Origin of the sequence: Saliniferula longa (genome assembly GCF_050789285.1) — a bacterium.
In the GTDB taxonomy this organism is placed as follows: domain Bacteria; phylum Pseudomonadota; class Alphaproteobacteria; order Rhodobacterales; family Rhodobacteraceae; genus CAVPWP01.
Map to the genome: position 1 here is coordinate 363,042 of NZ_JBOUVX010000003.1, position 26,117 is coordinate 389,158.

Annotated in this window: 24 protein-coding genes; 20 read left to right on the forward strand and 4 right to left on the reverse strand. The window is 69.7% G+C overall.

The genetic code is table 11. The features are described 5' to 3' along the window. Positions 1-20 precede the first annotated feature (20 nt). Genes ACRDNQ_RS14815 through selD form a run of 5 tightly spaced genes read left to right on the forward strand, consistent with a single transcriptional unit; the run spans position 21 to position 6,873 of the window. Positions 21-677 carry an ABC transporter ATP-binding protein gene (locus tag ACRDNQ_RS14815; protein ID WP_431829465.1) on the forward strand — a complete coding sequence of 219 codons (657 nt, stop codon included), beginning with the start codon at positions 21-23 and terminating at the stop codon, positions 675-677. After that, entirely contained in the window at positions 674-3,076 is a 2,403-nt protein-coding gene (locus ACRDNQ_RS14820) for an FtsX-like permease family protein (protein WP_431829466.1), read from the forward strand. Before ACRDNQ_RS14815 ends, ACRDNQ_RS14820 begins: the two co-directional genes overlap by 4 nt. Continuing rightward, positions 3,066-4,106, forward strand: coding sequence for a lipocalin-like domain-containing protein (locus ACRDNQ_RS14825; RefSeq protein WP_431829467.1), 1,041 nt, complete (start codon positions 3,066-3,068; stop codon positions 4,104-4,106). The genes ACRDNQ_RS14820 and ACRDNQ_RS14825 overlap by 11 nt, the downstream gene beginning before the upstream one ends. After that, positions 4,099-4,659, forward strand: coding sequence for a pyridoxamine 5'-phosphate oxidase family protein (locus ACRDNQ_RS14830; RefSeq protein WP_431829468.1), 561 nt, complete (start codon positions 4,099-4,101; stop codon positions 4,657-4,659). The genes ACRDNQ_RS14825 and ACRDNQ_RS14830 overlap by 8 nt, the downstream gene beginning before the upstream one ends. Before the next feature lie 42 nt (positions 4,660-4,701). Further along, the gene (selD, locus tag ACRDNQ_RS14835) at positions 4,702-6,873 is read left to right on the forward strand and encodes a selenide, water dikinase SelD (RefSeq protein ID WP_431829469.1); all 2,172 of its coding nucleotides are present in this window, start codon (positions 4,702-4,704) and stop codon (positions 6,871-6,873) included. 14 nt (positions 6,874-6,887) lie between these two features. On the opposite strand, the gene mnmH is transcribed toward selD, so the two are convergent. Beyond that, the gene (gene mnmH, locus ACRDNQ_RS14840) at positions 6,888-7,946 is read right to left on the reverse strand and encodes a tRNA 2-selenouridine(34) synthase MnmH (RefSeq protein ID WP_431829470.1); all 1,059 of its coding nucleotides are present in this window, start codon (positions 7,944-7,946) and stop codon (positions 6,888-6,890) included. Positions 7,947-7,956: 10 nt separating this feature from the next. Beyond that, the gene (locus ACRDNQ_RS14845; protein WP_431829471.1) at positions 7,957-8,901 is read right to left on the reverse strand and encodes an NAD(P)/FAD-dependent oxidoreductase; all 945 of its coding nucleotides are present in this window, start codon (positions 8,899-8,901) and stop codon (positions 7,957-7,959) included. A 98-nt stretch (positions 8,902-8,999) separates the two neighbouring features. Between ACRDNQ_RS14845 and ACRDNQ_RS14850 the strand changes: the two genes are divergently transcribed. The 14 genes from ACRDNQ_RS14850 (at position 9,000) to ACRDNQ_RS14915 (ending at position 24,006) form a co-directional block, all read left to right on the forward strand. Further along, positions 9,000-9,743 carry an esterase/lipase family protein gene (locus ACRDNQ_RS14850; protein ID WP_431829472.1) on the forward strand — a complete coding sequence of 248 codons (744 nt, stop codon included), beginning with the start codon at positions 9,000-9,002 and terminating at the stop codon, positions 9,741-9,743. A gap of 38 nt (positions 9,744-9,781) precedes the next feature. Continuing rightward, entirely contained in the window at positions 9,782-11,263 is a 1,482-nt protein-coding gene (locus tag ACRDNQ_RS14855; protein ID WP_431829473.1) for an alpha/beta fold hydrolase, read from the forward strand. 69 nt (positions 11,264-11,332) lie between these two features. After that, a complete protein-coding gene (locus ACRDNQ_RS14860) occupies positions 11,333-12,715 on the forward strand; it encodes a bifunctional enoyl-CoA hydratase/phosphate acetyltransferase (RefSeq protein WP_431829800.1) in 1,383 nt (460 codons plus the stop codon). Continuing rightward, a complete protein-coding gene (locus ACRDNQ_RS14865; protein ID WP_431829474.1) occupies positions 12,712-13,842 on the forward strand; it encodes an acetate/propionate family kinase in 1,131 nt (376 codons plus the stop codon). Before ACRDNQ_RS14860 ends, ACRDNQ_RS14865 begins: the two co-directional genes overlap by 4 nt. A 78-nt stretch (positions 13,843-13,920) precedes the next feature. Then, positions 13,921-14,364: a tellurite resistance TerB family protein gene (locus ACRDNQ_RS14870; RefSeq protein WP_431829475.1), complete on the forward strand. Its 444-nt coding sequence runs from the start codon at positions 13,921-13,923 to the stop codon at positions 14,362-14,364. A gap of 156 nt (positions 14,365-14,520) precedes the next feature. Continuing rightward, a complete protein-coding gene (locus ACRDNQ_RS14875) occupies positions 14,521-15,294 on the forward strand; it encodes an ABC transporter ATP-binding protein (RefSeq protein WP_431829476.1) in 774 nt (257 codons plus the stop codon). A gap of 85 nt (positions 15,295-15,379) precedes the next feature. After that, on the forward strand, positions 15,380-16,129 hold the full coding sequence (locus ACRDNQ_RS14880; protein WP_431829477.1) for a transporter substrate-binding domain-containing protein: 750 nt from the start codon (positions 15,380-15,382) through the stop codon (positions 16,127-16,129). Positions 16,130-16,210: 81 nt separating this feature from the next. Next, a complete protein-coding gene (locus tag ACRDNQ_RS14885; protein WP_431829478.1) occupies positions 16,211-17,089 on the forward strand; it encodes an ABC transporter permease in 879 nt (292 codons plus the stop codon). Continuing rightward, positions 17,086-17,892 (forward strand): ABC transporter permease, encoded by an 807-nt coding sequence (locus tag ACRDNQ_RS14890; protein WP_431829479.1) that lies wholly within the window; start codon positions 17,086-17,088, stop codon positions 17,890-17,892. Before ACRDNQ_RS14885 ends, ACRDNQ_RS14890 begins: the two co-directional genes overlap by 4 nt. Continuing rightward, the gene (locus ACRDNQ_RS14895; protein WP_431829480.1) at positions 17,889-19,199 is read left to right on the forward strand and encodes a glutamine synthetase family protein; all 1,311 of its coding nucleotides are present in this window, start codon (positions 17,889-17,891) and stop codon (positions 19,197-19,199) included. Before ACRDNQ_RS14890 ends, ACRDNQ_RS14895 begins: the two co-directional genes overlap by 4 nt. Before the next feature lie 54 nt (positions 19,200-19,253). Further along, a complete protein-coding gene (locus tag ACRDNQ_RS14900) occupies positions 19,254-19,937 on the forward strand; it encodes a type 1 glutamine amidotransferase (RefSeq protein WP_431829481.1) in 684 nt (227 codons plus the stop codon). Beyond that, the gene (locus ACRDNQ_RS14905; protein WP_431829482.1) at positions 19,930-21,291 is read left to right on the forward strand and encodes a glutamine synthetase family protein; all 1,362 of its coding nucleotides are present in this window, start codon (positions 19,930-19,932) and stop codon (positions 21,289-21,291) included. The genes ACRDNQ_RS14900 and ACRDNQ_RS14905 overlap by 8 nt, the downstream gene beginning before the upstream one ends. Positions 21,292-21,360: 69 nt before the next feature. Beyond that, positions 21,361-22,668, forward strand: a complete 1,308-nt coding sequence (locus tag ACRDNQ_RS14910) for an NAD(P)/FAD-dependent oxidoreductase (protein ID WP_431829483.1) — start codon at positions 21,361-21,363, stop codon at positions 22,666-22,668. Positions 22,669-22,806: 138 nt separating this feature from the next. After that, positions 22,807-24,006: a DegT/DnrJ/EryC1/StrS family aminotransferase gene (locus ACRDNQ_RS14915; protein ID WP_431829801.1), complete on the forward strand. Its 1,200-nt coding sequence runs from the start codon at positions 22,807-22,809 to the stop codon at positions 24,004-24,006. On the opposite strand, the gene ACRDNQ_RS14920 is transcribed toward ACRDNQ_RS14915, so the two are convergent. After that, positions 23,980-24,945, reverse strand: coding sequence for a LysR family transcriptional regulator (locus ACRDNQ_RS14920; RefSeq protein ID WP_431829484.1), 966 nt, complete (start codon positions 24,943-24,945; stop codon positions 23,980-23,982). The genes ACRDNQ_RS14915 and ACRDNQ_RS14920 overlap by 27 nt on opposite strands. Positions 24,946-25,038: 93 nt before the next feature. On the opposite strand from ACRDNQ_RS14920, the gene ACRDNQ_RS14925 reads away from it, so the two are divergent. Next, a complete protein-coding gene (locus ACRDNQ_RS14925) occupies positions 25,039-25,443 on the forward strand; it encodes a GFA family protein (RefSeq protein WP_431829485.1) in 405 nt (134 codons plus the stop codon). Positions 25,444-25,447: 4 nt separating this feature from the next. Here the strand turns inward: ACRDNQ_RS14925 and phaR are convergent, their stop codons facing one another. Further along, positions 25,448-26,008: a polyhydroxyalkanoate synthesis repressor PhaR gene (gene phaR, locus ACRDNQ_RS14930; RefSeq protein ID WP_431829486.1), complete on the reverse strand. Its 561-nt coding sequence runs from the start codon at positions 26,006-26,008 to the stop codon at positions 25,448-25,450. Positions 26,009-26,117 lie beyond the last annotated feature (109 nt).

Consider the following 26,117-nt stretch of genomic DNA (forward strand, 5'->3'; position numbering starts at 1 on the left):
CCCGCCCGGAAGGGGACGACATGCTTCTTTCCGTCGAGGATCTGCGAAAAAGCTTCCCGGGCGACGCGGGCCCGGTGGCCGTGCTCGACGGCGTGTCGATGACGCTTGGCTCCGGTCAGACGCTGGCGCTGACCGGCGAAAGCGGGTCGGGCAAGTCGACCTTCCTGCATGTGGTTGCGGGGCTCGAGACGGCGGACGCCGGCCGCGTCCGCGTCGCCGGGCACGAGGTCACCACGATGAACGACGCCGCCCGGGCGGCGCTGAGGCGAGGCACCGTCGGGCTGATCTTTCAGCAGTTCAACCTCATCCCCTCGCTCGACGTGACCGCGAACATCGCCTTTCAGGCGCGTCTTTCGGGACGCCATGACCCCGACTGGTGCGCCGCGCTGATCGACCGGCTGGGCCTTGGGCCGCAGGCGCGAAGCTTTCCCGAGCAGCTTTCGGGCGGGCAGCAGCAGCGCGTCGCGGTGGCGCGCACGCTGGCGGCCCGGCCCGCGCTGGTTCTGGCGGACGAGCCCACCGGCAACCTTGACGAGGCCACTGGCGACGCCGTGCTTGCGCTGATGCTGGGTCTGGTGGCCGAAACCGGGGCCGCGCTTCTGATGGTGACCCATTCGGCACGCCTTGCCGCGCGGCTTGACCGGCGTCTGCACCTCAGCCACGGGCGGCTGCGATGACGCGCGCTGCCTTTCAGGCGCTGCTGTCGCACTGGCGCCGGCGCCCGCTCCAGCTTGTGACGCTGGTGTTGGGGCTGGCGCTTGCGACGGCGCTGTGGTCCGGGGTGCAGGCGATCAACGCCGAGGCGCGGGCAAGCTACGACGAGGCGGCCGAGGCGCTGGGCGGCGGCGCGCTTGACACGCTTGTCGCGGCCGATGGCGGCACCATTCCGGTCGAGACCTTCGTGGCGCTTCGCCGCGCGGGTTGGGCCGTGGCGCCGGTGGTCGAAGGCTGGATCGCCGGCGACGGCGGCCGGGTACGGCTTCTGGGCCTCGACCCCCTGACCGCGCCCCCGGGCACCGCGGCGGCGGGCGCAGCGCTGGGCGACGACCCGCTTGCCTTCTTCGGATCGAACGGCGTCCTGCTGGCCGCGCCCGCCACCGCCGACCGCCTTGCGGCCAACGGCCTGCCCGTGACCGCGGTCGAGGGGCTGGCCCCCGGCATGGCCTTCGCGGACATCCCCGTGGCACAGCGGCTTTTGGGCGTGGACGGGCTGACGCGGCTTGTTATCCTTGAAGAGCAGCCCCTCGTCCGACCCGCGCTCGACACCCTGGCCCCCGGGCTTGACCGGCGCGCGCCCGAGGCGCAGGCCGACCTCGCCCGGCTGACCGACAGCTTCCATCTGAACCTGACCGCCTTCGGCCTGCTCAGCTTCGCGGTGGGTCTTTTCATCGTCCACGGCGCGGTCGCGCTGGCCTTCGAACAGCGCCGCCCGGTGTTCCGCACCCTGCGCGCCCTGGGCCTGTCGGCCCGGCGCCTGACCGCGCTTGTCGCGCTTGAACTTCTTGCCTTCGCGCTGATCGCGGGCGCGATCGGGGTGGGGCTTGGCTATGTCATCGCCGCAGCGCTTTTGCCAGGCGTGGCGGCCACGCTGCGCGGCATCTACGGCGCCACGGTCGAGGGATCGCTGACGCTTCAGCCCGCGTGGTGGGCGGCGGGCTTCGCGATCGCGGTGGCGGGCACCGCCGTCGCCGCCGCCGGAAGCCTGTGGAAGCTTTCGCGCCTGCCGGTGCTCGCGCCGGCGCGGCCGCGCGCCTGGGCCATGGCCTCGGGCGCGGCGCGGCGCGCGCAGCTTGGCGCGGCGGGCGGGCTTGCGCTTCTGGCGCTTGGCGCAGGACTGTCGGGCGGAGGGCTTGTCGCGGGCTTCGTCATGCTTGGCGCGCTTCTGGTCGCCGCGGCACTTGCCCTGCCCACGGTCCTTGACCTTGCGCTTGGGGCCTGCGCCCGCCTTGGCGGCACCGGCCCCAAGGCACAGTGGTTCTGGGCCGACACGCGCCAGCAGCTTCCCGGCCTGTCGCTGGCGCTGATGGCGCTTCTGCTGGCGCTGGCAGCCAACATCGGCGTCGGCACGATGGTTTCGAGCTTCCGGCTGACCTTCACCGGCTGGCTGGACCAGCGGCTGGCGTCCGAGCTCTACGTGGCAGCCGAAACGCCCGAACAGGCCGAGGCGATGCTGGCCTTCCTTGGGCCGATGACCGACGCGATCCTGCCGATCTGGAACGTCGAGGGCACTGTCGAAGGGGCCCCGGCCGAGATCTTCGGCGTGGCCGATCACGCCACCTACCGCGAGAACTGGCCGATGCTCGACGCGCTGCCCGGCGTCTGGGACCGCGTGGCCGCCGGCGGGGCGGTGCTGGTCAACGAACAGCTCGCCCGGCGCGAAGGGCTGGCCCCCGGCGACGCGGTGTCGCTGCCGGATGGATGGACGCCGGTGGTGGGCGGCATCTACAGCGACTACGGCAACCCCATGGCGCAGGTCCTGATCGCCTTGCCCGAGCTTGCCGCGCGCTTCCCCGGCGTCGAGAAGCTCGACTTCGGGCTGCGCGTTCCGCCCGGCAGGGTGGACGAGGTCCGGCAGGCGCTTCTCGGCTTCGGCATTCCCGACGAGAAAATGATCGACCAGGCCGCGCTCAAGGCCTTCTCGCTCGAGGTGTTCGAACGCACCTTCGCGGTCAGCGCCGCGCTGAACGTGCTGACGCTGAGCATCGCGGGCTTCGCGATCCTGACCAGCCTTCTGACGCTCGCGGCCATGCGCCTGCCGCAACTGGCGCCGGTCTGGGCGCTGGGGCTGACGCGGGCAGAGCTTTCGCGGCTCGAAGTGCTGCGCGCGCTGCTGCTGGCGGTGCTGACCTTCGTTGCCGCAGTCCCGGTGGGTCTGCTGCTGGCCTGGGTTTTGCTGGCCGTCATCAACGTCGAGGCCTTCGGCTGGCGGCTGCCGATGTTCCTGTTTCCGCGCGACTGGGTCTGGCTTGGCCTTCTGTCGCTTCTGGCGGCCGGCCTTGCAAGCCTCTGGCCCGCGCTGCGCCTGTCGCGCATGGCGCCTGCGCGGCTGATCGCGGTCTTCGCCCATGAACGCTAAGGCCGTCGCCCTTGCCATGCTTCTTCCCGCCGCCGCGCTGGCGCAGGGCTTCGCGGGCCTTGGCACGGATGCCGAAGGCTTCTCGATCCCGCAGCGCGGCGTCCCCTTCGAGTTTCCCGCCGACCACGGCGCGCACCCCGACTACCGGATCGAGTGGTGGTACCTGACCGCGAACCTGACCGACGCCGGGGGGCGCGACTACGGCATCCAGTGGACGCTCTTCCGCAACGCACTGGCCCCCGGCGAGGCCGAGGGCTGGGACAGCCCGCAGGTCTGGATGGCCCATGCCGCCATCACAACGCCAGACGGCCACCACGTCGCCGAACGCTTCGCCCGAGGCGGCGTCGGCAGCGCCGGCGTGACGGCCGAGCCCTTCGCCGCCGTGATCGACGACTGGTCCATGGCGGGCCCCTCGCTGTCCGACATCGTCGTCACCGCGCAAGGCACGGATTTCGCCTACGATCTTCGCCTCACGGCCGACCGCCCCTTCGTCCCGCAGGGCGACGGCGGCTATTCGGTCAAGTCGCAGGACGGGCAGGCCAGCCATTACTACTCGCAGCCGTTCTACAGCGTGGCGGGCACCCTGACGCTGCCGCAGGGCGAGGTGGCGGTGACGGGAACCGGCTGGCTGGACCGCGAATGGTCCTCGCAGCCCTTGTCGCCCGACCAGACCGGGTGGGACTGGTTCTCGCTGCATCTCGACAGCGGCGAAAAGCTGATGGGCTTCCGGCTGCGCAGCCGGGCGCGCGCGCCCTTCACCGCCGCGACCTGGATCGCGGCGGACGGCACCCCCACCCCCCTTCCCGACGGCGCCTTCCGGGCCGAACCGCTCGAGGTGACGCGCGTCGCCGGCCGCGAGGTGCCCACCGCCTGGGCGCTGTCGCTGCCCGAGCGCGGTCTGGCGGTCGAAGTGCGGGCGATCCAGCCGCAGGCCTGGATGGACACGGCGGTCGAATACTGGGAGGGACCGGTGCGCATCACCGGAAGCCATGGCGGGCGCGGCTATCTGGAGATGACGGGTTATGAGTAAGACATTCGAGACGCTCCCCGGAACGCTCGACGCGGTCTGGCAGCGGCTGGCGCGCGGCGTCGCCGACCGCCGGGCGCCGGCGCGTCACCCGGTGCTGGCCACGGCGGGCCAGAACGGCGGCGCGGCCGCGCGCGTCGTGGTGCTGCGCGCGGCCGACCGCGCCAACGCGCGGATCGAGGTGCACACCGACACCGCAAGCGGCAAGATCGCAGAAGTCACCGCGGATCCCGCCTGCGCGCTGGTGGTCTGGGACCCGCGCGCGCAGGTCCAGATCCGCCTGACGGCCACCGCGTCGATCCTTTCGGGCGCAGACGCCGCCGGGCGCTGGGCGCGCATCCCCGAGGGGGCGCGCACGAACTATGGCGGCGCGCCCGCGCCCGGCACGCCGCTGGCCGACCCCGCCGAGCACCGCCCCGGCGCGACTTTCGACCGCTTCGCCGTCCTCGACCTTCGGATCGACGCGATCGAGACGCTTCACCTTGGCCGCGACCGCCACCGCCGCGCGCGCTTCGAACGCGCGGACGGTTTTGCAGGGCGCTGGATCGCGCCGTGAGCCCCCTCGCCTTGTCCCGTCAATCGCGCTAGGCACGGCGCCATGGACGCCCTGCCCCTGCCCCTTACCCGCGAGCTTGTCCTGATCGGCGGCGGTCATACCCATGCGCTGGTGCTGCGGCGCTGGGGGATGACGCCCTTGCCCGGCGGGCGGCTGACGGTGATCAACCCCGACCCCACGGCACCCTACACCGGGATGCTTCCCGGCCACGTCGCGGGGCATTACCCCCGCGAAGCGTTGGAGATTGACCTTGTTCGGCTGACGCGCTTCGCCGGCGCGCGGCTCATCCTTGGCCGGGTCGACGCGATCGACCGCGAGGCGCGGCGCGTCCACGTCACCGGGCGCGGGTGGATCGGATACGACATCGCCTCGCTCGACATCGGCATCACCTCGGACCTGCCCGACCTTCCCGGGTTTGCCGCCCATGCCATTGCCGCCAAGCCCCTGGGACCCTTCGCCGATGCGTGGGCTGTCTTCCGCGAGGGCGACGGCCCGGCCGAGATCGCCGTGATCGGCGGCGGGGTCGGCGGGCTGGAGCTTGCCATGGCGATGGCCCATGCGCTGGGCGCGCGCGGCCGGCCCGCGAGGGTCCGCGTGATCGAGGCCGAGACCCCCGCGCAGGGTCTGGGTCCGGCGGCGAAGGCAAAGCTCATGGCGGCCGTGCAGGGCCACGGGATCGAGGTGCTGGCGGGCACGCCTGCTGCCCGCGTTACCGAAGACGCGGTGATCCTTGCCGACGGGCGCGCGGTGCCCTCGCGCTTCACCGTCGGCGTGGCCGGGGCGCGGCCGCAGGACTGGCTGCGGGACACGGGCCTGGACCTGACACGCGGCTTCGTGACGGTCGACCCCTTCCTGAGGTCGGTCTCCGACCCCGCGATCTATGCGGCCGGCGACTGCGCGCATCTGGCCCATGCGCCCCGCCCCAAGGCCGGCGTCTTCGCGGTGCGCGCCGCCCCGATCCTGGCCCACAACCTGCGTGCGGACCTCTCACGCGGGGTGCGCAGGCGCTTCGCGCCGCAGCGCGATTACCTCAAGCTCATCTCGCTGGGCGGCCGGCGTGCGCTGGGCGAGAAATGGGGGCTGGTGACGACCGGCGACTGGATCTGGCGGCAGAAGGACCGGATCGACCGCCGCTTCATGGACCGACTGAACGCCCTGCCCCGCATGGCCCCGCCCCCACCCCCGCGCGAGGCGGCGCGCGACGTGGCCGAGGCGCTGCACGGCGGGCAGGCGCTGTGCGGGGGGTGCGGGGCGAAGGTGGCCCCGGCCCCGCTGGCGCGGGTGCTGGCGGCGCAGGCCGCGACGCATCCCGATGTCCTGACCGGCCCGGGCGACGACGCGGCCATCGTCCGGGTGGGCGGCGTGCGGCAAGTGCTGACGACCGACCACCTGCGCGCCGTGACGTCGGACCCGCACCTCATGGCGCGGATCGCCGCCGTGCACGCGCTGGGCGACGTCTGGGCGATGGGCGCGCAGCCGCAGGCGGTGCTGGCCTCGCTCATCCTGCCGCCGCTGAGCGAACGGCTGAGCGAGGGCTGGCTGACCGAGATCATGGAGGCCGCGGGCGGCGTCTTCGCGGCCGAAGGCGCGGCCATCGTCGGCGGGCACACCACGCAGGGGGCCGAACTGACCATCGGCTTTGCCATCACCGGGCTTCTCGACGGGCCGGCGATCACGCTGGCCGGGGCACGGCCCGGCGACGTGCTGATCCTGACCAAGCCCGTCGGCGCGGGCGTCCTGCTGGCCGCCGAGATGCAGGGCAAGGCCCGGGGCGACGACATCGCGGCGCTTTGGGCGGCAATGGTGCGTCCGCAGGGCGACGCGGCGGCGCTGCTGTCGGGCGCCCACGCCATGACGGATGTCACGGGCTTCGGGCTGGCGGGGCATCTCATGGCGATGCTCGACGCCTCGGGCGTGGGCGCCGAGGTCGATCTGGCCGCGGTCCCGGTCCATCCCGGGGCCGAGGCGCTGGCCGCGCGCGGCATCCGCTCGACGCTGTTCGACCAGAACCGGGCGGCGGTCGAGGACCGGGTGCGCGCGCCCGAGGGCCCGCGCGCCGATCTTCTGTTCGATCCGCAGACCTGCGGCGGGCTTCTGGCGGCGGTGCCGGGCGATCAGGCCGCGCGGCTGGTGGCGGACCTGCGCACCGCCGGTGTTCCTGCCGCCCGAATCGGCCGGATCACGGACGATCCGCCCCGGATCACGGTGAGATGATCACGCTGCGATGATCACGGCGCGATAGCGCCCAGCGTCGCGGCGACCTCGTCGGCCAGCGCGTCAAGCGCGGCCTCGTCAAGCGAAGCCGCCGACACGGTCGCCACGCGCAGATCAGCGAAACGGGCACGGGACTTCTCGTAACGCGGATCGTAATGCGCCTCGATCAGGTCGGCGGCCAGCGCCTCGTGCGCGCCGGCTTGCGCCAGCGCCGTCCACTGGGCCACACGCTCGCGGCCCTGAAGCGGGATCAGCAGCCTGAGCCGGCCGACCAGTTCCTCCGTGTCGGCGGTGAGGTCGGCATAGGCGCGCGCCAGATAGGCGGCGCGGGCGGCGACCGGGGCCTCGACCTCGATCCTCGGGGCCTGGGCCATGGCCTTCCAGACCTCGGGCGGCAGGATCGCGGCGCCGATCTTGCTCGATTCCGCCTCGACCACCACCGGCCGGCCTGGATCGCAGGCGGCAAGACCCGTCGCCAGCGCGGTCTCGAAGGCCTTCTGCCCGGGCTGCCCGCCCGCGCGCGGCCCTAGGACGGACCCACGGTGGTTCGCCATCCCCTCGAGGTCAAGCACCTGCACCCCGCGCCCCGCAAGCCGCGCCAGAAGCGCGGTCTTCGCGGTGCCGGTATTGCCGTCAAGCACGACAAGACGATGCGCCAGAGGGCGATCGTAGAGGCTGGCCACCACCTCGCGGCGGAAGGCCCGGTAGCCGCCTGTCAGCACCTCGACCCGCCAGCCGATCTCGCGCAGGATCGTCGCGACCGAGCCCGACCGCTGCCCGCCGCGCCAGCAATAGACCAGCGGGCGCCAACCGCCGTCCTTGTCGGCCAGCGGACCGTCAAGATGCGCGGCCACGTTGCGCGCCACCAGCGCCGCGCCGATCTTGCGGGCGCGGAAGGGGCTGTCCTGCTTGTAGATCGTGCCCACCCGCGCGCGTTCTTCGTCCGAAAGCGCCGGCAGGCTGATCGCGCCGGGCAGGTGATCCTCGGCGTATTCGGCGGGCGAGCGCACGTCGATCACGGTGTCGAACCCGTGGTCGAGAAGCGCGGACAGGCGGGGCAGATCGTAGGCCATGCCGCCCCCTCTAGCCGCTTTCCCCCGCGTCGGAAAGCAGCGCCCGGGCCATCGCCTGGCCGCTTTGCCAGGCGTGAAGGGCGTCGGGGCCAAGCGCCCAGTCCCCGCCGGCCAGAAGCCCCGCGGCGGCGTCTCCGGCGAAGGGCGCGCCAAGCGGCACCTCGGTCCGGGCATAGCGCCAGCGATGCGCGGCGGCATGAACCGTGGAAGGCAGCGGGCCCACCACGTCGGCGAACTGCTGCAAGAGGTCGGGCAAGATCGCGTCCTTCTCCTGTTCAAGGGTCGCGCGGGTGAAGGCGGGCGTGAACTGCACGACCCAGGCGTCCGGCCCGGCGCGGTCGCCGGACGGCCGCCCGGGGCGCGACGACTGCCGTTCGGCCCGCGCGATCGCGCCTGCGGCCTCGACCAGATCGGGGGTGTCGAGCGGGGTCTCGAAGGCGGCCAGCAGCGTCCAGGCCGGCGCCATGCGCACGGCGCTGATCGCGGCGGCGTCCGCCGTGCCCTTGGGCAGAAGGCGCAGCGCCTGCGGGGCCGGGATGGCCAGGATCACGGCCTCGAACGCGCCCAGGGCCGCGCCGTCCGCCCCCGCCAGCGTCCAGCCGCCGCTGGCCGGCCGGATCGCCGCCACCTCGGCGCCCGCGCGCAGGTCGAGGCGCTGCGCCACAGGCCGCAGAAGCGCGCTCATCCCCGGCCGGCCCCAGGCCGCGTCGCCCCGGGTCGTGGCGCCGAGTTCGGCGAGCCAGTCAAGAAACGCCGGGTCCGCGCCGGTCGCGCACGGCGCGCCATGGTCGAACGACAACTCGCCCGCCGGAGACCCGGTGCGGCGCGTGGCCAGCCGCCCGCCGACCCCGCGGCTCTTGTCGAAGACGGTGACGGCCCGCCCGGCCGCGTCCAGCGCCGCGGCCGCGGTCAGTCCCGAAAGCCCCGCCCCGATGATCGCCGTCCTGCCCTGCATCCCGATCCCGCGTCTTGCCGCCTCGTCTGCCCCCTGAACCTAGCCCGCGGGCCCCGCGCCGCAACGTCAGACTTCGCAGAACCGCCGCCATCCCCTACATGAAAGCCGTGAGACAGCTGATCGCCCTTGCCCTTCTTCTGGCCGCCACGGCAACCGCGGCCCCGGCGCGCGCCGACTGCGTGGTGCTGCTGCACGGCCTTGCGCGCACGCCGGCCTCGCTCAAAGTCATGGAGGTGGCGCTGGCCTCGAAGGGCTATACCGTCGTCAATCTTGGCTACCCCTCGACCACGATGCCCTTCGCCGACCTCGTAGAGATCGCCGTGCCGCCCGCCGTCGCGGCCTGCGGCACCGAGCGGACGCATTTCGTGACGCATTCCATGGGCGGCATTCTTCTGCGCGCCTGGCTCGAGGATCACCGCCCGCCGCTGATGGGACGTGTCGTGATGCTGGCCCCGCCGAACAAGGGCACCGAACTGGTCGATACCTTCGGCGATCTCGAGGCCTTCGCCTGGCTCAACGGTCCGGCGGGAATGGCGCTGGGCACCGGCCCCGACAGCGCGCCGAACAGGCTTGGCCTGCCGACGTTCGAACTGGGCGTCATTGCAGGCGACAAGTCCCTGAACCCGGTCTATTCGCAGATCATCGAAGGGCCGGACGACGGCAAGGTTTCGGTCGACAGCACGCGGATCGAAGGGCTGACCGACCACATCGTGCTTCCGGTCACGCATACCTTCATGATGAACGACCCCCTCGTGATCGCCGAGACCTTCAACTTCCTGCGGACCGGGCGCTTCCAGCCCGACCTGACGCTGCGCGAGGCGATGCGCGAGCTTCTGGAATAGACCGCGACGGCGGCCGGGGGCCGCGCTATATGCGCCCCATGTCCCGCCTTCGCCCCCTTCACTGGATCGTCGCCGCGCTCGCCCTTGTGGTGCTTGCGCTGTCGCTCTGGCGGCTGGAAGGCGTGCGGCAGGGGATCGAGATCCTGCGCTTCGAGGTCGGCACGACGCCCGCCACGCTGTACCGTCTGCCCGGGGGCGACCGGCGGCTTGTCGTGGTCAGCCACGGCTTCGCGGGCTCGCGCCAGCTGATGGAAGCCTGGTCGCTCACGCTGGCCCGGAACGGCCTTGCGGTGGTGGCCTTTGACTATGAAGGCCACGGCCGGAATTCCGTGCCGATGTCGGGCGACGTCACCTCGGTCGAAGGCACGACGCGGCTTCTGGTGGACGAGACGCGGCGCGTGACCGACGCCGCCCTCGCCCTGCCCGGCGTCACGGGGCCGGTGGCGATCCTTGGCCACTCGATGGCCTCGGACGTGATCGTGCGCACGGCAGCGACCGACCCGCGCATCACCGATGTCGTCGCGATCTCGATGTTTTCCGAAGCCGTGACCGCTGATCATCCGCGCCGGCTTCTGATCATCACCGGGCAATGGGAGGCCTATCTGCGCGCCGCGGCCCTCGACGCGCTCAGGCTGGTCGATCCGGCGGGTCAGGAGGGCCAGACCTTGGCGGCCGGCGAGGTGCGCCGCCGCGCCGTGGTGGCCCCCATGGTCGAGCATGTGGGGGTCCTTTACAGCGCCACCGGGCTGCGCGAGGCGCGCGACTGGCTGGGCGGCGAGGGCGCGACGACCGACCCCGCGCCGGTAGCGGCGACGGGTGGGGCCATCCTTGCGATGCTGGCCGCGATCGTCGCCTTGGGCTGGCCGTTGTCGCGCCTGCTGCCGCAGGCCCGCCGGCCCACGGCGCCGCTGCCGCCCGGCCGTTTCGCCCTGGCGGTGATCGCCCCGGCGCTGGCGGCGCCCCTGATCGCCACCCGGATCGACACCGGGGTGCTTCCGGTCCTCGTGGCCGACTACCTGGTGGTGCACCTTCTCATCCTGGGGGTCCTGCAACTGGCGGTCCTTCGATGGGCGGGCGTGAGCCCGGGGCCGGTCCGGCCGCTTGCCCTTGCCGCACTTCTGGTTTGGGGCCTGCTGGTCTTCGGTGGCGCGCTGGACCGCTATGTCGCAAGTTTCTGGCCCTCCGGCACGCGCTGGGGGATCGTCGCGCTTCTGGCGCTGGGAACGATCCCGGCGATGTTGGCCGACACCACGCTGTCGGATGCGGGCCAGGCCCCGCTCTGGCGGCGGATTGGCGCGAAGGCGGCGTTCTTCGCCTCGCTCGCGCTGGCGGTGGCGCTTGACTTCGAACGGCTGTTCTTCCTTCTGATCGTGGTGCCTGTGATCGTGCTGTTCTTCCTTGTCTATGGGCTGATGGGGCGCTGGGCCGGCCGCGGCGCGACCGCCGCGACGGTGGGCCTTGGCCTTGGCGTGATCCTCGCCTGGGCGCTGGGCGTCACCTTTCCGCTTTTTGCGGCATGAGAGCGCTTCGCTTGGCCGGACGATCTGCTAGGCTGCCCCGAGGAAGCCAGGGACACCCGCGCGATGGCGCTGCATTTCGACAACACGCCCTTCGACCGTCTGACGATCGGCGACACCGCCGAGACGACGCGGGCCTGCACGGCCGACGATCTTTACGTCTTCGCGCGCTCGTCGGGCAACCGCAACCCGATGCACCTGCCCGAGGCCGACGGCGACCTTGACGGCGTGCCCGAAGGCATCGCGCCGATGCTCTGGGTGGCCTCACTTGTCTCGGAGGTTCTGGGCAACAAGCTGCCCGGTCCGGGAACGATGTATCGCAGCCAGACCCTGACCGCCCACACCGCCGCCCGCGTGGGCGATACCCTGACCGCGCGGGTGACGCTTCTGGCCAAGGGGGACGGCCGGCTCGCGCGGTTTTCGACCGAGGTCCTGCGCGAGGATGGCACCCTGATCCTGTCGGGCGAGGCCGAGGTGATCGCCCCCGACCGCCCGCAAAGCTTCGACGGCTCGGACGTGCCCGACCTGCTGCTGCGCCGGCATGTGCATTTCGAGCGCCTGCTGAAGCTGGCCGAACCGCTGGCCCCCCTGCGCACCGCCGTGGTCGCCCCCGAAGAAGCCAAGTCGCTGGGCGGCGCGCTTCTGGCCCTGTCGCATACCCTGATCGAGCCGATCCTGCTGGGCGACCCAGCCCGGATCGAGGCTGCGGCCGACGAGATCGGCGCCGATCTGAAGGGGATCCGGATCATCCCGATCCCCGAGAACCGCCTTGCCGCCGCACGGGCCGTGGCGCTGGTGCGCGAGGGCCGGGCCGACGCGATCATGAAGGGGCATCTGCACACCGACGTCCTGCTGCACCCGATGCTCGACAGCGACACGGGGCTGCGCGCGGGACGGCGGCTGAGCCACATCTTCGTGATGGACGTTCCCGGACTGAAGCAGCTTCTTTTCGTGACCGACGCCGCGATCAACATCGCCCCCGACCTCAAGACCAAGGTCGACATCGTACAGAACGCGATCGATCTTGCCCGGGCGTTGGGGATCGAGGAGCCCAAGGTGGGCATCCTGTCGGCGGTCGAGACGGTGAACTTCGCGATCCCCTCGACCATGGATGCCGCGATCCTGTCGAAGATGGCCGAGCGCGGGCAGATCACCGGCGGCGCGGTCGACGGGCCGCTTGCGATGGACAACGCCGTCGACCTCGAGGCGGCGCGCACCAAGGGGCTGACCTCGGTCGTGGCCGGAAAGGCCGACATCCTGGTCGCGCCGAACCTCGAGGCCGGCAACATGCTGGCCAAGGAACTGAGCTTCATCGCCCACGCCGCGGCGGCGGGCGTGGTGATCGGCGCGTCCTGTCCCGTCATCCTGAACAGCCGGTCGGACGACGACGAGGCGCGGCTGGCCTCGTGCGCGGTGGCCGCGCTTTATCACGCCCGCGCCAAGACCCCGGGATGAGCGCGATCCTGACGCTCAACGCGGGCTCGTCGTCGATCCGGTTCGCCCTTTACGATGCGGAGGGCGCCAGCCGGCGGACCGGGGGGCAGGTCGAGCGGATCGGGATGGGTGAGGCGCGGCTGCGCGGCCCCGATGGCGTGCGCACCCTGGGACAGGTGGACCATGCCCAAGCGCTTGACGCGATCCTCGACGCCCTGCCGGACAGCGACATCGTCGCGGTGGGACATCGGATCGTGCACGGCGGGGTGCGCCACCGCGGACCCGCCCAGGTCGATCCGGCGCTGCGGGACGAACTTGAGGCGCTTGTGCCCCTTGCCCCCCTGCACCAGCCCCACAACCTTGCGGCCCTGGACGCGGCTCAGGCGCGGTTTCCGAAGGCCGCGCAGGTGGCCTGCTTCGACACCGCCTTTCACCGCGGCCATCCCTTCGTCAACGACACCTTCGCCCTGCCCCGGCGGTTCTACGACGCGGGCATCCGCCGCTACGGCTTTCACGGGCTGAGCTACGAATTCATCTCGGGGCGTCTGGCGGCCAAGCATCCGGCGCTTCACGCCGGCCGAGTCGTCGTCGCGCACTTGGGCAACGGCGCCTCGATGTGCGCGATCCAGGGCGGGCGCAGCATCGGATCGACCATGGGCTTCACCGCCCTCGACGGGCTGCCCATGGGCACGCGGTCGGGCCAGATCGACCCGGGCGTGCTGCTTTACCTGCTGGGCCAGGGCTACGACGCCGAGGGTCTGACGCAGCTTCTTTATCACGAGAGCGGGCTCAAGGGCCTGTCGGGCATCAGCGGCGACATGCGCGACCTGCTGGCATCGCCTGAGACCGGGGCGGCCGAGGCGATCGACTATTACGTCTTCCGCATCCGGCGCGAACTTGGTGCGATGGCCGCCGTTCTGGGCGGGCTCGACGCGCTGGTCTTCTGCGGCGGCGTGGGCGAAAACGCCGCGCCGATCCGCGAGCGCGTGATCGACGGGATGGACTGGCTTGGCCTTGCCCTCGACCGCACGGCGAACGCCCGGGGCGCGGCCGAGATCGGCGCGGGCCGGGTGCGCGTGCTGGTGATCCCGACGGACGAGGAATCGGTCATCGCCGCCCAGACCGCCCGACTGGCCGGATCCGCCTGACGCGATCGTGCGCGCGCGTTGATGCGGGCCCCCCACCCTCCCCTTCCCGGCGCGGTCCTCTTGGCCTATATGCCGGGCATGTTCGGAGATTTCCTAAGACGCCTTGCCGCCCCCGGGCCCGATCCCCTTCCCAGCGAGGATGCCCGCCTGGCGCTGGCCGCGCTTCTGGTGCGCGTTGCGCGCTCGGACGGGCACTACGCCGAGGCCGAGATGCGGCGGATCGATCGCATTCTGGCCCTGCGCTACGGCCTGTCGCCCTTCGAGGCGGTGGCGCTGCGCGGGCGTGCCGAAACCCTTGAAGCCGAAGCCCCGGATACGGTGCGCTTCACCCGCGCGATCAAGGACGCGGTGCCCTACGAGGACCGGCACGGCGTCATCGAGGCGCTGTGGGAGGTGGTGCTGGCCGATGGCGCGCGCGACCACGACGAGGATGCGCTGCTGCGGCTTGTGGCGAACCTTCTCGGGGTGAACGACCGCGACTCCAACATCGCCCGGCAAAAGGTCGAGGCGCGGCAGGGATGACGCTGCCGGTGTTCGCTCACCGGCGCTCGGACCGGCACCGCGCAAACGATTGCCGCGAATTTTGGCACTTGCCGCTAGGTCGTGCCCATTGCCGATTGCAATCCCGTCCAAATCCCGCCTAACTGTGACGCCGGGGAAACAACAACCGACAAGATCGTGACCGACGCGACCGCACCCGTTATCGAGATCCGGAATCTCCACAAGCGCTATGGCGCGCTTGAGGTCCTTAAGGGGGTGGATCTGACCGCCCCGCGCGGACATGTCGTGTCGCTCATCGGATCGTCGGGATCGGGAAAGTCGACGCTCTTGCGCTGCGCCAACCTGCTCGAGGACAGCCAGGACGGCGAGATCCGTTTCGAGGGTGAACCGATCGTCTGGAGCGGATCCGGGCTTGGGCGGCATCCGGCGGACCGGACGCAGGTCACGCGCATCCGGACCAACCTGTCGATGGTCTTCCAGCAGTTCAACCTGTGGTCCCATCTGACGATCCTGCAGAACGTGATGGAGGCGCCGGTGACGGTGCTCAAGCGCGACCGCGACGCGGTCGAGACCTCGGCCCGCGGCTATCTCGACAAGGTGGGGATCGGCGACAAGTGCGATGCCTATCCCGCCATGCTTTCGGGCGGCCAGCAGCAGCGTGCCGCGATCGCGCGGGCGCTGTGCATGGAACCGCGCGCCCTGCTGTTCGACGAGCCGACCTCGGCCCTCGATCCCGAGTTGCAGCGCGAAGTGGTGGCGGTGATCAAGGATCTTGCCGACGAGAAGCGCACGATGATCCTTGTGACGCACGACATGAACCTGGCCGCCGACGTCTCGGACCACGTCATCTTCCTGCACCAGGGACGGGTCGAGGAAGAAGGAACGCCGAAAGAGATCTTCGAGACCCCGAAGTCCGAGCGGCTTCGGCAATTCATCCTGCACAGTCCGTGATGGCGAATACCGAAAGAATGTAGCTATACTAATGCTGAAGTAGCTGATCTAATCACCCGACAACCGTCTTATGGGGAGACACATGATGACCGCTAGACTGCTGACCACCCTCGCCGTGACAGGCGCGCTTCTTGCCGGCGCAGCCGCCGCGCAGGAGGTCGTCCGGATGGGGACCGAAGGCGCCTATCCTCCGTACAACTTCATCAACGACGCGGGCCAGGTCGATGGCTACGAGCGCGAACTTGGCGACCTGCTGTGCGAACGCGCGGGCCTGACCTGCGAATGGGTCACGAACGAGTGGGACTCGATCATTCCGAACCTGACCTCGGCCAACTACGACACGATCATGGCGGGCATGTCGATCACGCCCGAGCGCGAGGAAGTCGTGGACTTCACGCAGAACTACATTCCGCCCGCAGCCTCGGCCTTCGCATCGACCAATCCCGATGCAGACCTCGAGGGCGGCGTGATCGCGGCGCAGGTCAACACGATCCAGGCCGCCCATATCGCGGCTTCGGGTGCGACGCTGCTTGAATTCGCGACCCCCGACGAAACCATCGCCGCCGTTCGCAACGGCGAAGCCGATGCCGTCTTCGCCGACAAGGACTTCCTTGTCGCCATCGTCGACGAGGACCCGAACATGTCCTTCGTGGGCGAGGACGTCCCGCTTGGCGGCGGCGTCGGCATGGCCTTGCGCGAGGGCGACCCGCGGCGCGAGACGTTCGACGCGATCCTCGGCGAACTGAAGGCCGACGGCACGCTGAACGAACTGATCGTCAAGTGGTTCGGCGAGGACGCCACGGTCTATGACCTTGACGAGGCCAGCGGCAACTAAGGTCCGCACGGCCGCGTCGCCGGCCGGGTCCGCCTTACCTCCTTCCCCTGTTTCCCGGGGGAAGGGGGGCCCGAACAGAACATGTTCTCCTATTGCGCCAATCCCTCGGAGCTCGACACCTTTCGGTGGCTGTCGTGCTATCTGACCACGGGCGTGCACATGAAGTTCTACCTCAGCTTCGGGGTCGTGCTTCTGCTTCTGGCGCTGACGGCGCCGCTTGCGCTGCTGTTCGGCTTCGGCGGCGCGGTCGCGTCACGGTCGCGCTTCCTGCCGCTGTCGCTGCTGGGCAAGACCTATACCGCGATGGTGCGCGGCATCCCCGACATCGCCTTCTTCCTGTTCTTCGTCATCGCGCTTGACCAGGGGCTCGAATGGCTGCGCCACCAGGCGCTGTGCCCCGACTGGACCGAGCCGATCCGCCAGGGCGCCAACTTCCTGGTCTGTCCGCAGGCGAAACTGCCGCAATCGGCCTCGCCGCAGATGTTCCATGAGATCTACAATTTCTCGCTGGCGGTCTTCACCTTCGCGATCGTGTTCGGCGCCTTCGCGGCAAACGTCCTTTACGGGGCGATGCAGGCCGTACCGCGCGCCCAGATCGAGACGGCCGAGGCCTATGGCATGACGCCGCGGCAGGCGTTCCGGCGGGTGCTGGTCCCGCAGATGTGGATCTACGCCCTGCCCGGCCTGTCGAACCTGTGGATGATCCTGATCAAGGCCACGCCGCTTCTGTTCCTGCTGGGGGTCGAGGACATCGTCTATTGGGCGCGCGAGCTGGGCGGCTCGAAGACCGCCCGCTTCTCGGACTATCCGCATCCCGACTGGCGGCTCTGGTACTTCCTGGGACTTCTGGTGTTCTACCTTGCCATGACGCGGGTCTCGGAGATCGTGCTGGGGCGGCTGACCCGGCGGCTGAGCCGCGGCCAGGCCACCATGGCCGGCGAGGAGCTGCGCCGGGCATGACCTGCATCGAGACCCTCCAGGCCTATGGGCTGCGCTCGCTGGGGATCGGCGAGAGGCTTCTGCCGACGGCCGACATCAGCCTGTGCCAGCAGTTCGTGCTGATCGGGTCGGGGATGATCTGGAACATCTACTTCGGCGTGCTGGCGCTGTGCACGGGATTCTTCCTCGCCACCGCGCTGGCGCTGGGCAAGAACGCCCGCACGCCGCTTCTGCGCAAGCCCTGCGAGTGGTTCATCTTCGTCTTCCGGGGCTCGCCGCTGTTCATCCAGTTCTTCATCGCCTACTTCCTGTTCCTGACGCTCAAGCAGGAAAACGACGCCTTCGCGCCGCTGACCTCGGCCGCGCTCGGGGCGCTGGTGGTGCTGTTCCTGAACACCGCCGCCTATACGGGCGAAATCTTCTACGGCGCGCTTCGTTCGGTTCCCAAGGGCGATCTCGAGGCCGCCGACGCCTATGGCTTCACCGGCTGGGCGCGGTTCCGCCGCATCCTGTGGCCCACCACGCTGCGGCTGGCCTGGCCGGCCTACACGAACGAGGCGATCTTCCTATTCCACGCCACGACGCTTGTGTTCTTCTCGGGGTTCCCGGCGATCCAGCAACGGGGCGACGCGCTTTACTATGCCAGCTACTTCGCGGACAAGACCTTCAACCCCTTCGTTCCCTACCCCATCGTCGCGGGCTATTTCATCCTGCTGACCTTGGGCATCATCGCGCTTTTCGGCGCTATCAACCGGCGGCTCAACCGCCATCTGCCGCAGGCCGAACGGGGTCGGCTGCGGCTCAGACCTCAGGTGATCAGATGAAACCCGCCCAAAGCTACCGCATCGCGGTAGCCGACGTGAATGGACAGGCCCGCGGCAAGCGGTTGCCCGCCGGCAAGCTTGACGAACTGGCTCTCGGATCGGCACGAATGCCGCTTTCGGCGCTGAACGTCGATGTTTCGGGGGCCGATATCGAGGACAGCCCCCTGCTGTGGGAAAGCGGCGATGCCGACGGCACGCTCCTGCCGACCGGGCGCGGCCCGATCCCGATGCCCTGGCTCGACAGCCAGTCCGAACTGATCCCGATGTGGATGTGGAAGGCCGGGCTTCCGTTTCATGGCGACCCGCGCCACGCGCTGGCCCGCGTCCTTGACCGCTATACCCAGCGCGGCTGGACCGTGATCGCGGCGACCGAGCTTGAGTTCTACCTGCTCGAGGCCGCCTACCTGACCGAGATGTCGCCGGCCTCGGCGCCCGGCCGCGCCGTCACCCACATCGGCGAGGCGATCCTGTCCCTGGACGAACTTGACGCCTTCGACAACTTCTTCACCGCGCTTTACGACGGGGCCGAGGCGATGGGCATTCCCGCCCAGTCGGCCACGTCGGAATCCGGCATCGGCCAGTTCGAGATCAACCTCGACCACCGGCCCGCGATGCGCGCCGCCGACGACGCCTGGCTCTTCAAGCTTCTGGTTCGCGGCCTTGCGCGCCGCTATGGAATGGCCGCGACCTTCCTTGCCAAACCGTTTTCGGACAGCGCGGGCAACGGGCTGCACATGCATTTCTCGGTGCTGGACGACGACGGGCGCAACATCTTCGACGACAAGGGGCCGATGGGCACCGACATGCTGCGCCACGCCGTCGCCGGCTGCCTGCGGGCCATGCGCCCCTCGACGCTGGTCTTCGCACCGCATGGTCCGTCCTATGCACGGTTCGAGGAATCGAGCCACGCGCCGATCAATGCCGTCTGGGGCTACGAGAACCGCACCGCCGCGATCCGCATCCCGGGCGGGTCGTCCAAGGCGCGCCGGATCGAGCATCGCGTCGCGGGGGGCTGCGTGAACCCCTACCTGCATTTCGCCGCCGTCCTGGGCGCGGCGCTGAACGGGATCGAGGACCGGCTGGAACCGCCCGCCCCGATCGCCGGCAACGCCTACGAGGTCGACGCCCCCGAGATGCATCGCGACTGGGCCGCGGCGATCGACGACTTCGAGACCAGCGAAGAGATGGCCCGCATCTTCCATCCGGAACTGATCCGCAACTACGTGCTGACCAAACGTCAGGAGATTGCGCGCTTCGGCACCGTTGACGTCCCGAAACGCCACGCCCTATATCTCGAGAGCGTTTGACCGCATCCTGCCGCTGGGCTAGCCTCGGCGGCACCCAAAATTCACTGGTGTATCATGCTTATCGGCATTCTGCAGACCGGCCACGCGCCCGACAGCGTTCGTGCGCGCGACGGTGACTATTCCGACCTCTTCGAGAAGCTCCTCGGGGGCCGGGGCCTGACCTTCCGCACCTGGAGCGTCGTCGACGGAGAGTTTCCGCCCGATGCGGACGCCGCCGATGGGTGGCTCATCACCGGCTCGCGCCATGGTGCCTACGACGACCTGCCGTGGATCCCGCCTCTCGAGGACCTGATCCGCAAGATCCATGCCGCGAAGAAGCCCCTGGTCGGTGTCTGCTTCGGCCATCAGATCGTCGCCCAGGCGCTGGGCGGTCGGGTCGAGAAGTTCGAGGGCGGCTGGAACGTCGGCCGCACCGAATACGACTTCGACGGAACCACGCTGGCGCTGAACGCCTGGCACCAGGACCAGGTGGTCGAGGCGCCGAAAGAGGCCCGTGTTCTGGCCACGCACCCCAACTGCCGCTATGCCGCGCTGGCCTATGGCGACCACATCTTCACCGTTCAGCCGCACCCCGAATACTTTGCCGATACCCTGGGCGATCTGATCCGCTACCGGGGCCGGGGCGTCGTTCCCGACGCCCGGCTCGACGCGGCCGAAGCCAAGCTGTCCGAGCCCACCGACAACGTGCGCGTCGCCGACCGCATCGCCGCCTTCTTCCGGGAGACCGCCCATGTCTGACTGGCTTGACACCCTCCCGGAAACGACGCGCGAGTACCTTGCCGGGCGCAAGCCCGACGAGGTGGAATGCGTCATCGGCGACCTGCCCGGCATCGCGCGGGGCAAGGCCATGCCGGCGTCGAAATTCGCCACTCAGAAGCGCTTTTTCCTGCCGAACTCGATCTTCTACCAGACGATCACCGGCGACTGGGGCGAGGCGGCGGGCGACGCCGGCTTCACCGAGCCCGACATGATCCTGAAGCCCGACATGGATACGGCAACCGCCGCACCGTGGACGGCGGACCTGACGCTTCAGGTGATCCACGACGCCTATGACCAGAAGGGCCGGCCGATCCCGACCTCGCCGCGCAACGTCCTGAAGCGCGTGGTCGATCTTTACCGCAAGCAGGGCTGGGAGCCCGTCGTCGCGCCCGAGATGGAATTCTACCTTGTGGCGCGCAACCTCGACCCGGCCAAGAACATCGAACCGATGATGGGCCGCACCGGCCGACCGGCGGCGGCGCGGCAGGCCTATTCGATCAGCGCGGTCGACGAATTCGGGCCCGTGATCGACGACATCTACGACTTCGCCGAGGCGCAGGGCCTCGAGATCGACGGCATCACGCAGGAAGGCGGCGCGGGGCAGCTTGAAATCAACCTGCGCCACGGACACCCCGTCCGGCTTGCCGACGAGATCTTCTTCTTCAAGCGGCTGATCCGCGAGGCGGCGCTGCGCCACAACTGCTTTGCCACCTTCATGGCCAAACCCATCGAGGGCGAACCGGGAAGCGCCATGCACGTCCACCATTCGGTGGTCGACAAGGCCACCGGCAAGAACATCTTCGCCGGGCCGCAGGGCGGCGAGACGGATGCCTTCTTCCACTTCATCGGAGGGTTGCAGACGCATCTGCCGCAGGTGATCGCGGTGCTGGCGCCCTACGTGAACAGTTACCGCCGCTATGTGAAGGACCATGCCGCCCCGATCAACCTGGCCTGGGGGCGCGATAACCGGACGACGGGCCTGCGTATCCCGATCTCGGAACCCGAGGGCCGCCGTGTCGAGAACCGGCTGGCAGGCATGGACTGCAACCCCTACCTCGGCATCGCGGCCTCGCTCGCCTGCGGCTATCTCGGTCTGATGAACGACATCTGGCCGACGCAATCCTTCAAGGGCGACGCCTACGACGGCGGCGAGGAAGAACTGCCGAAGGTCATGCACGACGCGCTCGATCTCTTCGCCGAGGCCAAGGAAATCCGCGAGATCCTCGACCCCGAGTTCTGCCGTGTCTACGAGATCGTGAAACGCACCGAGTATGACGAGTTCCTTCAGGTCATCAGCCCCTGGGAACGCGAACATCTGCTGCTGAACGTCTGACCCCTAGCCCTTGCCGCCCCGGCGGCGGGGGCGCTGCACCGAAACAAAGCCAAAGCCGGGTCCCGCGCCATGACTGCCCTTTTCCGCAACGACAAACCCGGGGAATACCCCGACAGCTGGTACACCGCCTCGACCGAGATCCCGCCCGAGCGACCATCGCTGAAGGGCGAGGTCACGGCGGATGTCTGCGTGATCGGCGCGGGCTTCACCGGGTTGTCGGCGGCGCTTTATCTGGCCGAACGCGGCCTGTCGGTCACCGTGCTCGAGGCGCATCGCGCGGGCTTCGGCGCCTCGGGGCGCAACGGCGGGCAGGTCGGATCGGGCTTCAACAAGGGCCAGCGCTGGATCGAGGCGAAGGTCGGCCGTGACGCCGCGCGCGCACTTTGGGACATGGCAGAGGCGGCTAAGGCGCAGGTGCGCGACCTGTCGGCGAAGCACGCGCCCGAGGCGCGCTATCTTCCCGGCGTCGCGCACGGCGAATACTCGGCCTCCGAGGCGGGCGAGGTACGTGCAGAAATCGAACATCTGCATCGCGCCTACGGCTACGACCAGGTCGATATCCTGTCGCAATCCGACATCCAGGCGCTTGTGAAGACGAAGCTCTACAAGGGTGGCGTGCTGGACCGGGGCGCGGGCCACATCCACCCGCTGCGCTATGCCTTGGGCCTTGCGCGCGCAGCCGAGGCGGCCGGTGCCACGATCCTCGAACGCTCGCCCGTGACCGAGGTGGTGCATGGCACGCCCAGCCGGATCTACACCGCCGGGGGCACCGTGCTGGCGCAGCACGTCATCTTCGCCGGCAACGGCTATCTGCCCGCGAACCTCGAGCGCCGGATCTCGGCGCGCGTCATGCCGATCAACAGCTTCATCGCCGCGACCGAACCGCTGGGCGACCGCTGGACCGAGATCCTTGCCCGCGACATCGCGGTGGCGGATTCGAAGTTCGTCGTGAACTACTACCGCATGTCCGAGGATCGCCGCTTCCTGTTCGGCGGGCGCGAAAGCTACACCCTTGGTTTTCCCAGCGACATCACCACGAAACTGCGTGAGCGCATGGTCACGCTTTTCCCACAGCTTGGCGACGTGAAGATCGACTATGTCTGGGGCGGCACGCTGGGCATCACGATGACGCGCGTGCCGGCGGTGATGCGCGTTGCGCCGAACGCGATGGCGGCCGCGGGATTCTCAGGCCATGGCGTGGCGCTGTCGGGGTTCGCCGGGCGGGTGATGGCCGAGGCGATCGCCGGTCAGGCCGAACGCTTCGACATCCTGTCGAAGCTGCCCACGCCGCCCTTCCCGGGGGGATCGGCCCTGAGGGCGCCGCTGCTGACGCTGGCGATGACATGGTATTCCCTGCGCGACCGCCTGGGCGTCTGACCGGCACGCCCTTCTTCCCCCTTGCCTGACGGGCGTCGCCGCGCGGCGGCGTCATCGACGTGTTACAACAAAAGTTTCGCCTTTGCCGGCGCAATGGGCTACGTTTTTCCCGAAGAACAGTTTCGGGAAATCGAAAAGATGAGCAGCCTGCCGAACACCTACGACGCCGAACCCATCCCCGACGCCGCGCGGGCCGAGGTGGAGCGCCTGCTGCAGTCGGGCGACCTCTTCCGCTATACCGCGCCGGGGGACGCGCCGGTGGCGCTGCTCGAACGCGAGTTCGCCGATCTTCTGGGCGTGGATTACGCGCTTGCGGTGGCGTCCTGTTCGGCGGCGCTGTTCTTGTCGATGAAGGCGCTCGACCTGCCGCGCGGCACGAAGGTGCTGATCCCCGCCTTCACCTTCGCCGCCGTGCCCTCGTCCGTCCTGCATGCCGAATGCGAGCCGGTGCTGGTCGAAGTGGGCGAGAACTACCGCATCGACATGGCCGACTTCGCCGCGAAACTGACCCCCGACATCGGCGCCGTCCTCATCAGCCACATGCGCGGCCACACCTCGGACATGGACGCGATCATGGCGCTGTGCGAATCCGCGGGGGTGCCCGTGATCGAGGACGCGGCCCATTCCTTGGGCACCACCTGGGGCGGGCGCACCATCGGCACCATCGGCCGCATCGGCTGCTTTTCGTTCCAGTCCTACAAGCTTCTGAACGCGGGCGAAGGCGGCATCCTCGTCACCGACGACGCCGACCTCATGGCGCGCGCGGTGATCATGTCGGGCGCGTACGAGCATAACTGGAAGAAGCACCCGGTCCTGCACGAAGCCTTCGCGCGGTGGCAGAACAGGCTGCCGCTTTACAACACGCGGCTCAACAACCTGTCGGCGGCAGTGATCCGCCCGCAACTGCCCGAGCTTGCGCGCCGCATCCGCGACGGCCGGCGCAACCACGACCACGTCGCCGCGCGCCTGAACACCTCGCCCTGGCTGCACGTTCCCGAGAAGCTTGCACCCGAGGAGCGCGCCCCCGACTCGATCCAGTTCAACCTTGTCGGCGTCTCGGACGACGACACGCTGGCCTTCCAGGAGACCGCGAAGGCGCGCGGCGTGCCGGTTCAGGTCTTCGGGATGAGCACCGACAACGCCCGCGCCTTCTGGAACTGGCAGTTCCTTGGCGCCCTGCCCGAGCTTCCTCGGACGCGCGCCATGCTGATGCGCGCCTGCGACGCACGCCTGCCCGCGCGGCTGACGCTGGCCGACTGCGATGCCATTGCCGGGGCGCTGATCGCCGCGGCGGACGAGGTCATGGGCGCCTCACAGAACGCGAAAGCTGTCGCCTAGCCAGGGCATCCGGCCCAGCGCGGGGCGCACGATCAGGTCGGCCAACAGCGGCCGGAGGCGCCCGGCCACGCGCCCAGGCAGGTCCAGAAGCACCTCGCGCCGCGCAGTCAGCGAGATCGTGCGGCTGAGCGGCGCGAACGGCAGCGGAAGGACATCGGCCCGGTCGCGGAACCGCCCCGCCCGCAGGAAGCCCAGCGGGGTCAAGATCGTCCAGCCCGCGCCTTCGGCCACCATCGCCATGATCGCGTGATAGCTGTCGAGTTCGAAGCGGTGGCTCAGCGTCAGGTTCTGGCGCGACAGGTGTCCCGCGATCTGGCGCCCCATGTAGTGCCGCGCGGTGTACTGAATGAGCGGCAGCGCCTGCAGCGTGGCAAGAAGATCCGCCCCTTCCGCCACGGCGCCCTTCGGCACGGCGGCGACGAAGGGTTCCTCGAACAGGGGATGGACTTCCATCCACTCGGCCGCGGGGCCAAGATCGGCGGCGACGATCACGTCAAGCGTGCGCGCTTCGAGCAGATCGTAAAGCCGGTGGCTGGCCCCGGTTTCCAGCAGAAAGCGCGTGGCCGGCAGGTCGTCTGCAAGCCCGGAAAGCAGCGCCGGCGTTACGTCGGCGTCGAAATCCTCGATCACGCCAAGGTTGAAGCGCGACAGCCGCGCGAGATCGCGCATCGCCAGCTCGGCGCGCGCCTCGGCCGCTTCGTTCAGAATCGCCTGGGCGCGGGCGCGGAAAAGCTGGCCGGCAGGCGTGACCATCAGCGGCCGCCCCCCGCGATCGAGAAGCGTCGCGCCCAGCGCGGCCTCGAGGTTGCTCAGCTGCTGGCTGACCGAAGAAGGGCTGACGCCCAGTCGCCGCGCCGCAGCCGAGATCGAGCCTTCCTCGACCGCCGCCGCGAAGACCTCGATGCCCCAGAGGGTGACCTTGCCCGGTGTGTCGACCATTCGGTGCCTGCCTCCGCCGCCACGCTAGTCGTATTGACCGGGGCCGGCAACGCCGCGCAGACTGCCGGCGCGAACTGACGCGGAACCGACCCGATGCCCCAGACCCATGGCCGATGCCTGTGCGGCGCCGTCCGTTTCACCTTCGATCCCGCGGGGGTCGTCGACGCCTCGCACTGTCACTGCGAAAGCTGCCGCAGGGCCTGTTCGGCGCCGATCACCACCACGCTTGCGATCCGCGACACGGCCTGGCGCTGGGTCGGCGCGGAGCCAGCCGAGTTCCGGTCGTCGCCCGGGGTCGTGCGGATGTTCTGCAGCACCTGCGGCTCACCCATGGCGTATCGCTCGGCCGCGTTCCCCGGCGAGACGGGGTTCTACGCGGCCTGCCTCGAGGATCCGGCGGAATTCACCCCGCAAAGCCACACCTTCTGGGCCGAGCGTCTGCCCTGGCTTCGGCTGGCCGACGACCTGCCGAAACACGCAGGCATGCCGGGGGACTAGGCCGCTATGTACGGCCGATCTTCGCAAGCTGCGCCTGTAGGTCGGCAAGCTGCTTGCGGATTTCTCCAAGATCATCCGATTTGGGGGCGGCGTCGGCCTCGTCGTCGTCAGCCGCGGGGCCGGAGTTCCAGTTCGCCATGCCCCCGGTCATGGCCTTCAGGAAGGCCTCCTGCTGCGCGCGCATCGCGTCGAAGGCGGGCACGCCGGTCATCGGCTTGGTGAGGTTTTCCATCATCTTCGCCTGCCCCTCGCGCAGCATCTCGAAGCTCATCGCAAGGAATTGCGGCACCACCGACTGCGCCTGCGTGGTGTAGCTGCGCACAAGGTCCGTCAGCACGTCGAGCGGCAGCACGTTCTCGCCACGGCTTTCGTGCTCGGCGATGATCTGAAGCAGGTATTGCCGGGTGAGGTCGTCGCCCGACTTCAGGTCGACGATCTGGACTTCGCGGCCGGCCCGGATGAAGCCGGCGATATCCTCGAGCGTCACGTAGTCGCTGGTTTCGGTGTTGTAGAGGCGCCGGCTGGCGTAGCGCTTGATGAGAAGAGGCGCGTTGGCGTCGGACAAATCCGTCTTCCTTCTTGTCGCGGTGCAGCGAAGCTTACGCGCGGCCCGCACAAAAAGAAAGGGCGGGCTCGGAGAGCCCGCCCAAGGATGATGCCGACAGGGAGGAGGC